The 12,958-nt window shown below is 37.4% G+C and carries 10 protein-coding genes; 5 read left to right on the top strand and 5 right to left on the bottom strand.

Annotation, left to right across the window (positions count from 1 at the left end; translation table 11 throughout):
• The first annotated feature begins 28 nt into the window (after positions 1 to 28).
• From CH361_RS11680 to CH361_RS11660, 5 genes are read left to right on the top strand one after another with little or no spacing between them, the layout of a single operon-like run.
• The gene (locus tag CH361_RS11680) at positions 29 to 553 is read left to right on the top strand and encodes a chemotaxis protein CheW (protein WP_100791001.1); all 525 of its coding nucleotides are present in this window, start codon (positions 29 to 31) and stop codon (positions 551 to 553) included.
• 13 nt (positions 554 to 566) lie between these two features.
• Positions 567 to 2,087 (top strand): HAMP domain-containing methyl-accepting chemotaxis protein, encoded by a 1,521-nt coding sequence (locus CH361_RS19880; protein WP_100791000.1) that lies wholly within the window; start codon positions 567 to 569, stop codon positions 2,085 to 2,087.
• A gap of 8 nt (positions 2,088 to 2,095) precedes the next feature.
• Entirely contained in the window at positions 2,096 to 3,955 is a 1,860-nt protein-coding gene (locus tag CH361_RS11670) for a chemotaxis protein CheA (protein WP_100790999.1), read from the top strand.
• Entirely contained in the window at positions 3,955 to 4,977 is a 1,023-nt protein-coding gene (locus CH361_RS11665) for a protein-glutamate methylesterase/protein-glutamine glutaminase (RefSeq protein ID WP_100790998.1), read from the top strand. Before CH361_RS11670 ends, CH361_RS11665 begins: the two co-directional genes overlap by 1 nt.
• A gap of 18 nt (positions 4,978 to 4,995) precedes the next feature.
• Positions 4,996 to 5,364: a response regulator gene (locus tag CH361_RS11660; protein ID WP_100790997.1), complete on the top strand. Its 369-nt coding sequence runs from the start codon at positions 4,996 to 4,998 to the stop codon at positions 5,362 to 5,364.
• Here CH361_RS11660 and CH361_RS11655 read toward each other — a convergent pair.
• The 5 genes from CH361_RS11655 to CH361_RS11635 all read right to left on the bottom strand — a co-directional run bounded on the left by CH361_RS11655 (position 5,361) and on the right by CH361_RS11635 (position 12,807).
• Complete coding sequence (locus CH361_RS11655; RefSeq protein ID WP_100790996.1) at positions 5,361 to 5,906, bottom strand: chemotaxis protein CheD; 546 nt, start codon at positions 5,904 to 5,906, stop codon at positions 5,361 to 5,363. The two genes, CH361_RS11660 and CH361_RS11655, sit on opposite strands and share 4 nt — an antisense overlap.
• A gap of 199 nt (positions 5,907 to 6,105) precedes the next feature.
• Positions 6,106 to 6,990: an LIC_13355 family lipoprotein gene (locus CH361_RS11650; RefSeq protein WP_100790995.1), complete on the bottom strand. Its 885-nt coding sequence runs from the start codon at positions 6,988 to 6,990 to the stop codon at positions 6,106 to 6,108.
• 331 nt (positions 6,991 to 7,321) lie between these two features.
• The gene (locus tag CH361_RS11645) at positions 7,322 to 8,770 is read right to left on the bottom strand and encodes a RecQ family ATP-dependent DNA helicase (RefSeq protein ID WP_425268682.1); all 1,449 of its coding nucleotides are present in this window, start codon (positions 8,768 to 8,770) and stop codon (positions 7,322 to 7,324) included.
• Between the two features lie 55 nt (positions 8,771 to 8,825).
• A complete protein-coding gene (locus CH361_RS11640; protein WP_100790994.1) occupies positions 8,826 to 10,700 on the bottom strand; it encodes an AMP-binding protein in 1,875 nt (624 codons plus the stop codon).
• Positions 10,701 to 10,968: 268 nt separating this feature from the next.
• Positions 10,969 to 12,807, bottom strand: a complete 1,839-nt coding sequence (locus CH361_RS11635) for an adenylate/guanylate cyclase domain-containing protein (RefSeq protein WP_165782260.1) — start codon at positions 12,805 to 12,807, stop codon at positions 10,969 to 10,971.
• Positions 12,808 to 12,958 lie beyond the last annotated feature (151 nt).

The raw sequence follows: 12,958 nt of genomic DNA, 5'->3' as shown, positions 1-12,958 counted from the left end.
TTTTTTTCGATCATAAGTAGGTAACACTATGAACAATTTAGATATGGATTCTCTTTCCGATGACAATGATGACTTTGATGATGAAGACACACTAGATGGTCGGTTTCTAATTTTTTCTTTGGCAGATAGAAGTTACGGGATCGAAATTAAATTCATAACAGAAATTGTGGGGATGCAAAGTATTACTGAAATTCCTGATATGCCTACCTTCATCAAAGGTGTCATCAATCTTCGTGGAAAAGTAATTGCTCTTATAGACGTTCGAGATAGATTTCGAATGCAGTCCATCGGTTACAATGACAAAACCTGTGTCATCATTCTAAACGTAAACCAACAACTAATCGGTCTCATCGTAGACACAGTAAAAGAAGTCATCAAAATTGCACCAACCAATATGGAAGAGGCTCCAAGATTTGGAGACCACCAAGGGAATCAGTTTATTAAATCGATAGCTAAGGTCAGCGATGATGTAAAAGTTTTACTCAATATCGAAAAACTTCTAAAAGACGAAGACCAACTCGCATTAGATGTAGCAATCAGCAATCAAACATAAAAGAGGAAAAAAAATGTTTAATCTAAAGTCCATGACAGTTAAAGGAAAATTGATCCTCGGATTCAGCTTGTTAATTGTTTTTATCGGTATCGGCACTGGCTCAGGAATTTACAGTGTTAATATATTTAACAACAAAGTAACTGATTTAGTATTGATCTATTCACCGAAGGTTCAATTTTCGGAAAAAATACGAACAAAGTTTATGTGGCTCGCAAGAAACGAGAAAAACTTAATCCTTGATCAATCAGTTGAACTAATGAACAAACGTTTAAGTGATAGAGTTCGTTACACTTCAGAATTATTTAGTTACATCCAAGAACTAGAAAAAATCGGAAATCAAAAAGACAAAGAGAAACTAGAAGAACTTAGAGGTGCTTTTAAGGACTATGCGGATGCTTTTGAACTAGTAAAAGTAATTGCTTTAAAAAATTTAACACAACAAGCACAAGATATTTCTTCAGCCAAAGGTCGGCCTGCCGCAGATCGATTTGATGCCATTGCCGATGACATTGCAGCGATGGCAGCAGCCGATATGGACGAAGCAAATAGACTTACTGATGAATACTACCAAGGTATATTCATTTTTATGGCAGGCCTATTTATAGTCTCAGCAATCATTTCCGCTCTTCTTGCCGCTTGGATTATCGTAAGCATCACAAAAGCGCTTAACTCTGCTGTAGAAATCGCAACAACAGTTTCCACTGCAGCAGAACAAGTTTCTTCCACTGCTTACTCACTTAGCCAAGGAGCAAGTGAACAAGCAGCTTCCATCGAAGAATCAACCGCATCTATTGAAGAAATGTCTTCTTCTGTGACACAAAACTCACAAGCAGCAAACGAAACAAATGAAATCGCTTCCACTTCTGCCAAAGAAACTACAAAAGGAAGAGAAGCTGTATTTAAAACTCTGGATGCGATGAAAAACATCTCTTCGAAAATCAAAATTATCGAAGAAATCGCTTACCAAACCAACTTACTAGCGCTAAATGCTGCAATTGAAGCTGCTCGTGCTGGGAAACATGGAAAAGGTTTTGCTGTAGTTGCGGATGAAGTCAGAAAACTAGCAGAAAGAAGCCAGGTAGCAGCCCAAGAAATCAACCAACTTTCCTCCAATAGTGTATCACTCGCAGAAGAGGCAGGAAAGGTTATTGAAGAGATTGTTCCAAGCATTCAAAAAACGGCAGAACTCGTTTCGTCGATTGCAGATGCTTCTAGTGAACAATCTTCCGGGATCAACCAAATTTCCTTAGCGATGACTCAAATGGATCAAACAACACAGATTGCAGCTTCTTCTTCAGAAGAATTAGCAGCAACTTCCAATGAGTTAAAAGAACAATCCGGCCACCTAATGGAAATTATGGGAACTTTAGTCAAAATAGACAAAGAAAAACTACTAGTGGCTAAACAGAAAAAAACCATTACAAACAAACCAGGTGATCTAAAAAACATTGCAGCTGAATTTGGGAAAAACAACAAACAGGCTAATGCATTTAGTTCTGGCCACGAACATGCCGCTTTAACTGAAAAATTCTGAGTTAATTTATGGGAAGAGAACAGCTCTTACTCGACTTTATTCCTGAAGGATTTGAATTGATAGAGGTTTGCGAATCCGCAATCCTCTCTATCGAAGAAATCAATGATAGATCAGGTGAATATGATGAAGAGTTAATCAATAATCTATTCCGAGCGGTTCATACACTTAAGGGTTCTAGTGGATTACTAAAATTAGAAAGTTTAGTAAAAATTTCACACGAAGCAGAAACCTTAATGGATATTTTGCGTAAGGAAAAACTCCTTCCGAGTGAAGATGTTTGCCAGGTATTAATCAATACTTGCGACCAGTTACGAAGACTATTACAAAAAGTAGATGAAACGAAATCCAATCCTGAATTGGATGAAGAATCGGAAGCAATCATCGAAGTTTTAAAACGTGAAATCAAACGACTAAACTCAGAAACAACCGATGCGCCAACGGAACCTAAACCAACAAAGAAAAAAAGTTTCGAAATCTTTGGAGAAGAGACATCTGAAGTTTCACCCGATGTTCCGTTAAAGAAAAAAAGTTTTGAAATATTCGGTGAATCAGAAACCACTTCGCCAATAGAAGATATCAAAACACCGGAACCAGTCGAAACACAAACTGTATTAGGCAAACAAACGCAAGATTCCCTCATCCAAACGAAAACACCAGTTGATAAAGAGGTAACAGGTCCTTCTTCATCGGTTCACAAAAAAGAGATAAAAGTCGCCAACGAAAAGTTAGATGCACTCATGGACCTGGTAGGTGAACTTGTAATTGCAGAATCCAATGTAACACAACACCCTCTTCTGAAGAAACTTCGAAACGAAGATTTTAATTCTTCCATCAATCGGCTTCGTAAAATTGTTTTGGATTTACAAGAAGTTGCTCTCTCTACGCGAATGATTCCGATCAGTGGAGTTTTCCACAAGATGTCTCGTTTAATAAGAGATCTTCAAAAGAAGGCCAATAAAAAAGTCGCACTTTATATCAGTGGCGAAGAAACAGAAATCGACAAATCGATAGTGGATTTAATCGCAGATCCAATCATTCATATCTTAAGAAACTCGATTGATCATGGAATTGAAAATGCCGAAGAACGTTCGTTAGCAAACAAACCAGAAGTAGGTTCCATCCAACTCAGCGCAAGGCAATCAGTAAACGAAGTCTGGGTAATGATTCGGGATGATGGCAGAGGACTCAATAGAGAAAAAATCATTAAAAAATCCATAGAGAGAGGAATTCTTTCGGGAGACACAGACCAACTTTCGGATAGAGAGGTTTACAATTTAATCTTTGTACCTGGATTGTCTACTGCGGAATCGGTAACTGATATATCTGGCCGTGGCGTAGGAATGGATATTGTTCGCCAAAACATCGAGAGGATGGGTGGAAAAATTGAAATCCATAGCCATCTAGGAAAAGGAACAAGTTTCATTTTAAGAATTCCATTATCGCTGGGAATTATGGAAGGAACCGTTGTTAGAATTGGGAACAAATTTTTTACGATTCAAACAACAGAACTAAGAGAATTTATTAGCCTTCGCGATCGTACAGAGATTCCATTAGAAGACAACCAGAAGGTAATTGATGTTCGCGGAACTTTTATTCCTATCTTCGATATCAACCAAATCCTAAACCATAGGGAAGAAATTTTTTATGATGGTTTAGACCCTCTTATGATTGTCCTTGAGTATGAAAAGAAACTCATTGGCCTCAGAGTTGATGAAATCATTGGGAACCAAAACGTTGTCATCAAACCATTACAAGGAATTTTAGAGGAAGCGAACGGGGTCAATGGATTCACCATCCTAGGAAGTGGGAATGTGAGTTTGATTTTAGATGTAAAATCCATTTTCCAAAAAATGCAACGAATTGACTGATGATTAAGTTACTCATTGTTGATGATCAATCGGTTGTAAGAAATGTTCTTACGGAAATGTTTTCCAACGATCCAAATATTCAAGTGGTTGGAACTGCTTCCAATGCACTAGAAGCCAAACGTCTAGTTCCACAGCTTTTACCAGACGTGATTAGCCTAGATGTTGATATGCCTGGGATGACTGGAATTGAATTTTTAGATTGGTTAATTCCCAATTTTCCCATCCCTGTCATTATGCTTAGCACATATACAGTGTCAGGTGCCAATGCAACCATCCAAGCTCTTGAAAAAGGAGCAATGGATTTTGTCAAAAAACCAGATGGGACTGAAGCTGATTTTCTAAGAATGTTAGAAGAATTAAAGAATAAAATTAAAAAATTTGGCCTTGGTTCAAAACCAAAACAATACATAACGAGTAATCAATCCAAACTATCTGGATTAAAAGGCAAACAAACAAACATTAAATTAATTGCGATTGGTGCTTCCACAGGAGGGACACAAGCATTAGATTTTATATTGCATAAATTACCTAATGACTTACCTCCCATTGTCATTGTACAACATATGCCAGAACACTTTACGACTTTGTTTGCACAAAGACTCAACCAAACCACAGGTCTACCAGTGAAAGAAGCTGAACATGGAGATATATTAGAACCAGGTCATGTTTATTTGGCACCAGGTGACCAACACCTCTTGGTACGTCGATTAGCAGGACGTTTTTATTTAGAAGTAGAAATGTTTGATAAAGTGAGTGGGCATCGACCTTCCGTAGATGTAATGTTTAACTCTATTTCCCAAGGGAAAATGGGGAGCCATTGTTTGGCCATCTTACTTACCGGGATGGGAAGAGACGGAGCGGTTGGTTTAAAAGCAATAAAAGATTCTGGCGGCCGTACGATTGGTCAAGATGAAGAATCCAGCGTAGTGTATGGTATGCCGAGAGAAGCATTTTTGTTAGGTGCTGTTGATAGACAAGTAAGTCTTTCTTCCATACCTGATGTTATTTTACAATATTTATAGTTAACGAGGAGATTCAATATGTCAAAAAAAATATTACTTTGTGATGATGCACCAACGGCCCTTAAACTTATGGAAATGGTTCTTGGTGATGAAGGTTATGAAATATTCAAAGCAGAAAATGCCGAACAAGCAATGAAAAGTTTAGAGCTTAACGGACCATTTGATGGTTGTGTATTTGATGTCAATATGCCTGGAAAAAATGGGATTGAGTTATCTCGTGATTTTTTAGCACACCCAAAAGGTGCAGGTGCGAATATTGTCATTGTTTCCACAGAATCAAGTGACCATTTACGCCAAGCAGGGAAAGATGCCGGTGTTAAAGCATGGATCGTGAAACCCTTTGATGATGAAGATTTGATTGAAGTTCTCAAACGAATCACTGGTTAAAATGTAAAAATAGAAGTTTTTTTAACCATTCTTTCGCGAACCTTCGTTTCAAAATGTCTTTCTTGTGTAAGAATTTCAGTGGATTGGTTCGCAGGTATTCTTGTGATAAAAACATCATAACAATCCGTATGAAAAACTAATTTTCTATATAAATCTCCACCAGTATCTTCACTGATGATTGGAATTTTTTCTGTTTGTAAAAAGTCTTTAACGAATTTTATATTTTTTGGACCAGCGTTACTCGTTGTTAGTTTTAAAGTTTGAGATCCACCGAATATTTTTGCCTTTAATTCCGTACGAGGGATGTTCAATTTTACAAATTCGTTGATCAAAAGTTCCATCGAAGTAATTCCATACCGTGAACTTTTTTTCTCTTCTACCTTATCATTACTTCCTGGTAACAGGATATGATTGATGGCACTATGTTTTGTTTTCTCGTGGTACATACATACAGAAACACAGGATCCTAAAATTGTACGAATTTCGTAGACCCCTGAAGTGAAATAAGCCTCGCCGATATTAAGAAAAACTTTTTGTTTCATTTGAAATGATAAATTCGAAAGAGTGTATCTTCATTATTACTTACGAAAAAAATTTGTCATTTCAAATTATTTTTCTGCGAAAAACGAACAAAATGTCACAAAGATAAAATCGAATTTAAAATTTTTGACAATGGGAAAAGCCATCCAAAAGGAAATTCCCTAAAAACTTTGGATGGCCGAAAGAGGTTGTTCGATCTATTTATCTAGGAGTTCTGTATCTAGCATACACTCCATCAATGTCTGGGCCATTGGAAATTGCTTCTTTTACGAAAGCCAAATTTGTATCTGGATTTTTCCAACGAACAGAAGATGCAGAAGATAGTCTGATATAGGTAAATCCTGCTTTTAACTCATCTCTCAAACTGACAGTACAACCAGAGCCACCAGCCGTATTCGATACATCACTGAGCTCGTCTAAATCAAACCCATCTCCACCTGAATTGGCTGTATCAAAAACTAAATCAGGATCATATCCAAAGTTTTTTGTTGTTTCATTAAACAAAACAGCATTACGGCCAGCAAACCTCGGCCAATCACTAGGGATCTTCGAATAACTTGTTTCAGGCGAAAATATGTAATTAGGATTAAATCCACACCAATTCACCATATCATTACTTAACTCAACAATGATGATATCCATAAAATAGGTATTTGGATTTGATACTTTAAAAGCATTTTCAAAAACAATAAAATCGATACCTGGGCCATTTTTAATTTTATGACCAGCCCATTCTAAAATAATGTGATCGTTTGCTAAAGTATAGTATAATGAAAATACATCCGTACCTCCACCACCAATGCCAACCCCCCTGACTCCATTCACCGCATTGTTACTATTCCCAATTCCAGAACCAGTATGACCAGGTGCAGAGGTGACGGTATCTGCTAACCAAACACCCTTACCGGTATTAGATGAATTTGTTGGTGGATTCGTAGGATTTGTAGAATCGCCAGAGTCTCCAACTTGATCTACTTGCAAAAGTGGCAACAGTAGCGCAGAATCTACGTTAGATGGTTTTTTTTCGCAATTCCAGACTAAAAACACGGAAATGCCCAAGAGAATTAAACTTTTTTGAATTTTCAATTTTGTCTCCTATAGTTGTCACTAGGAGCGCAGAATTGATAAGTTGTGATTTTTTCATTTACAACGACCCAATGACATATTTGTCCGGGGCCCTGAAAATAAATTTCGGTGCTAATGATCGTTTACGGGCGATTCATTTGCGGGAAGATCCGACTTATCCAATAGTTATATGGAAATCACGGTTGCGCCGTCAGCTGAGGATTTACACCTCATTCCTCCCGGAATTAAGTCCATTTTTTTAAAGCGAACAATTTAAACAAGAAATAAAGAGAAGGCACTCTTCTGTTGATACAGGCCTAACAATAGAATTTATGATGACCCTAGATTCAGGTCATAACTTGGCAGAACACAAATCACAATTCCCACAACCACCAAAAGCAGAATCAAAATATTCATGTATGAATTTTCTTCTACAATTTTCTGTTTTGGTATAAAGGACAGTCTGGTACAACCTTTTTTGATTTTCCTTTTTTCTCTCTAATAATTCCGTTTCAGAAAAAATAGAATCTGACCAAGAAGATTCTATTTGTAAAGTCCCTCTTTCCAAATCACCAGAAACAAGTCCTTTACTTGTAAGCAAACTTAAAGCTGTTTGGATTCGATGATCACCTTTGTTTTTGAAAGTCATATAAGATTGTAATGTTTCATAATCCAAACCAGACAACTCTGCTTGTTTTTGGGTGAGGACATTATATAACTTTTGGAGATAAGATTTATCTGGATTTTGCCATTCAATAAATTCCATTTGTACAGCCAGATCATCTTGTTGGTAATAAAGTATACAATCAGATGGATCTCCGTCTCTACCAGCACGACCAATTTCTTGATAGTATGATTCGATACTACCTGGAATTTGTGCATGAAAAATATTACGAATGTTAGGTTTATCGATACCCATACCAAAAGCATTTGTGGCAAGGAGGACTCCGTCCTCAGATTTGAGAAACAAAGATTGTACTTTATTTCTTTGGTCTGCAGATAATTTACCGTGATAAACTAAATGTTTTTTCCTTTTAGTATCCATCCAATGGCTGAATTTTTCTAAGTCTTGGATCAAACTAAAATAGATGATTGTTGCACCTTTGCGTTTTTCCAAATCACCCAAGATTGTATTGAATTTTGATTCTGAATCAAAACAATCCAGAACAGATAATTTTAAATTAGGACGAAACAAACCATCATCAAAAATCTGAATTTTATCCTTTTCAATTCCTAATTGTGAAATGATATCTTCTTGTACTCTTTTTGATGCAGTGGCGGTGAGTGCCATCGTAGTTGGGAATCCCAATACTTCGCGAAACCAAACAATCTTTGTATAGTCAGGCCTAAAGTCATGCCCCCATTGGCTAATACAGTGCGCTTCATCAATAGCAAGAAGGGAAACGGTTTGTTTACTCAAAGCATCTAAAAAATCTTTTTTTTGAAACCTTTCTGGCGAAACATATAATATTTTATATTCACCTGATGCAAGTTTATCATAACGTTGGAGCCTTTCCGACTTTCCTAAACTAGAATTGATAAATTCTGCAGCCACACCTTTTCTTTTTAAGGAAGAGACTTGGTCTTTCATAAGCGCAATGAGTGGAGAAATAACAATACACAAACCTGGCATCATCAATGCAGGGATCTGATAACATAGAGACTTACCCATTCCCGTGGGCATAAGAACAAGAGCATTCCCCCCAGACTGGATATGTTTAATGATGGTTTCTTGGTTTCCTCGGAAATTAGAAATACCAAAAATTGTTTTTGTTTGTTCTAGATCCAAACTAAGTTCCACAGATTGGACCTAGATTCAATTGCTGATCAATGATTTTTGATGATAAGTCAAACCATTACTTCAGCATTTTCAACCGAACCGCATCCATTACTTCATCCAAAATAGAAGGATCATCAATTGTAGAAGGAATGGAATATTCCTCACCATCGATCATCTTTCTCATTGTTTTACGTAAGATTTTTCCTGATCTGGTTTTTGGAAGTCTTTTTACAAACACAACTGCCTTCAGAGAAGCAATTGCTCCAATCTTTTCTCTAATTCGATGAGTTAAGTCTGAATCAATGGCTTTTTGATCAATCACAAGCCCATCTTTACAAACAACAATGGCAATGGGAACCTGACCTTTGATCTCATCACCAATTCCAATCACAGCCGATTCCGCAATCGAATGATTTTCTGCGACGATTTCTTCCATTTCTCCAGTAGAAAGTCTATGGCCGGCCACATTGATCACATCATCGATACGCCCAAGAATGAATAAATATCCATCTTCATCAAAGTAACCACCATCACCTGTTAAATAATAACCAGGATAATGAGAAAGATAAGAAGATTCAAAATTTGGATAGTCATTCCAAAGAGTTGGCAAACAACCCGGAGGCAAAGGTAATTTGATCACAATATTTCCTTTTTCCCCATTTTTCAATTCATGTCCTTCTTCATCTAGAATGCGAACATCAAATCCTTTAACAGGCTTTGTCGCCGAACCAGCCTTAGCTGGCAATGGTGATTCGCCCATCATATTGGCTGCGATCGCCCATCCTGTTTCTGTTTGCCACCAGTGATCAACAACGGGAACCTTTAAAAGGTCACAAGCCCAATCATAGGTCACGGGATCGGTTCTTTCCCCTGCCAAAAAAAGATATTTTAGCGAAGATATATTGTATTTTGACAACTCTTTACCATTTGGATCTTCTTTCCGAATCGCTCGAAAAGCTGTGGGTGCGCAGAACAAAGTTTTCACTTTATACTCTTCTATGATCCTATAAAAAGCACCTGCATCCGGTGTCTTTACAGGTTTCCCCTCATACAAAACAGTAGAACAACCATAAATCAATGGTGCATATACGATATACGAATGACCTACAACCCAACCAACATCAGAAGCAGCAAAAAACACTTCTGTCGGTTTCATATCATAGATTTTTTCCATGGAATAGTGCATTGCAATCGCATGACCACCGTTATCACGCACAACACCTTTGGGTTTTCCTGTTGTACCAGAAGTATATAATATGTACAAAGGATCCGCAGAAGAAACCGGAACCGACTTTTTTCTTCCTGCAGTTTCCATAAGTTCGTCCCAATCAAAATCTCTTCCTGTATGCATAATCACTTCTAAATTAGGGCGTGACTTAAGGATGACAGACTCGGGTTTATGTGCTGAGAGATGCATTGCTTCATCTAACAGTGGTTTATAAGGAATAATTTTTGATACTTCAATTCCATAAGAAGCGGTAATCACAACTTTAGGACGACAATCATCAAGCCGAACCGCTAACTCATGAGGTGCAAAACCACCAAATACCACTGAGTGGACTGCACCGATTCTCGCACAAGCCAACATCGAAACTAAAGCCTCAGGGATCATTGGCATATAAATAACAACGGTATCTCCCTTTTTAACGTTAAGGGAATCCAAAACAAAAGCCATCTTTTCTACTGATTCTAAAAGTTCTTTATATGATAATTTGGTTTTGGATTTTGTGACTGGAGAATCATAATAAATGGCCACAGCTTCACCTCTCCCCTGTTCCACTTGATGATCCAAAGCAAGATAAGAAGTATTTAATTTTCCATCAGGAAACCAGTGATTCAATCCATCCTCAGCGATTCCATAAGCTTTCGTTGGTTTTTGATACCAAGGAATGCGGTCGGTCACCGACATCCAAAATTTCATCAAATCATTATGGTGAACCAGTTGTTCCATTTATTTACATCCTAATTGTTTATAGGATGCAAATTCCTGATAAATCCCAACTACAAAATTTATAGAACGAACAAAAAGGAAGGAGGTGATATTTTAGAAAAATTCAAAAAAAACAAAAAAAGAACAGCAAACATTGATTAAAGAATAATGAAAAATTGAACAGAATCAAATTTTAAATAACGAAATGATTCCATTGATCTACATAATTCATGAGAATCATAATCATTCCAAATTTTTAGCGAATACAAAAGGGGAAAATTTACATTGATCAAGGTTCATAGGTAAGAAGGAAAACCTCTATTGGTTTCAACTTCCCCTTTACCGTTTCCTCTGCCACAAACTTCGTCCGAAACACTTCAGGATGTTCCAAACTTTGGATTGTAGCTCCCGAAATCAGAATATCTACTGCGTATTTCTTTGTCAGTCCTTCCAAGCGACTTGCTGCATTGACAGTATCACTAATCACAGTGGAATCCATCCTTCGATTTTCGCCAATGGTCCCAAGCATCAGAGGGCCAGTATGAATACCAATTCCAAACTCTACCGTTTGGTAACCACCTCTAGTCCTACCCTCATTGTATTCTCTTAGTGCATGCCTCATCGCAATTGCTGCCGCCAATGATTCGTCAGGTGGTCCAGGAAACAGAGCCATCATCCCATCACCTAAATATTTATCCACAAAACCATTATGATCTCGAATGATTGGCCCAAATAATTTAAGAAACGAATTGATGAATTTAAAATTTTCCTTTGGACTCATCGACTCTGACAAACCAGTAAAATTACGGATATCCAAAAAAAAGACAGTCATCTTTAGTTCTGAAAAATCCCCTAATACAATTTCGGTGATACTTTTTTTATTTAAGAAACCCAAAACTTCACGAGGGATAAATCTCTCAAGAGAGGAATTTATTTTTTCAAGAGCAGCAGAATGCATCTCACTAGTTGCAAAAGCATTTGCAAAAAGCCTTGCAACCACTAGGGACTGTGCTAACAAAAATATAAATGTGCCTACATTTACTAAAGAAGGTAAATTCCAAAAGAAATGACTTTTAATGATATCGAGTAATACGGTTAATAAAAATATAACTGTTCCTCCCACAAATAAACCCGCACCCGGTTCTTTGTAATAAAGAGCCCGTCCAACAGTGGCTAAACTATAAACTCCAAAGGAAAGAAGTAACAACTGAAATGGAACAAGAAGTGCTGTAGTCCAAACGATGGGAGCAAACAAATTAATAAAGGCATAAATAACTCCACCAACAACTGTTAAGATTACTGCTGGCCGAAAAGAAAGTTTTGGATACAACCTATCAACAAAGGCGGCAAAACAAACGAGAGCCAGAGCCATCGTCACATACACCCCTCGAATGATAAAATACCAACTCACATCTGGGAATATTTCTAAAAATAAAGTTTCACTATAAAAAGTAGACCGAAAAGAAATCATGATACAAAATAATCCAAACCAAAGAGGGGCCCTATTTTGATTGCGAAAGAAAAACGAACCACAATGATAAAGTCCCATAAGAAAAATCGCACCAAAAAGGAAAGCTTCCCAGATCACAGCTTGGGTTCTTATGGATTGGATTTGTTCCAATGTTCCGATTTTTAAACTATAATATATACCGCCAAATTGATCGTCCCAATTAGAAACTTCTATAGTGAGATTTATTTCTTGTTGATCGGTACCTGGAAGCAAAATGACTCTAGGGCGATAAGATGGTAAACTTCCCTCTTGTGTTTTGGAAACCTTTCCCTCCTCTGCAAGAACCTTCCCATCAACTGACAAAGAAAAGGCGGTTCCAACCAATGGAGACAAAAGTGCTAAATGAGTTGAGTTCTCTGGCAATTTAATTTTTAGTTGATAAATCCCAAAACCCATGGGAGCACCATGAAAACCTTGAGTCGAAGGCAGTTCCCATGGAATTTCGTCAAGAGTCCACACTCCATCCAAGGAAACAGTTCCCCGTCTCCAATCCCATCCACTCAAATCCAAAACTCCAGAGATAGCAACGGGATTCTGGAGATTCTCTGCACCATTCGAACAAACAGAAAAAAAACAGAGAAACAGAAAGAGGATCGAATGACGAAGATAAGAGAACATTTCCAGGAACACTATCGGAGGTAAGCAGAATGTCAATCGAATAAGGAGCGAATACATTCAGAAACAAAGAAGAAAGACCAAACAATCATTCGCAGGTTAGTCTTAAGAGAATTAACTAAGAATAAATTTTTACTTTCAGATTGAAACCGCA

It is taken from the genome of Leptospira brenneri (assembly GCF_002812125.1).
In the GTDB taxonomy this organism is placed as follows: domain Bacteria; phylum Spirochaetota; class Leptospiria; order Leptospirales; family Leptospiraceae; genus Leptospira_A; species Leptospira_A brenneri.
This window is presented reverse-complemented; position numbering and strand designations above follow the sequence as displayed.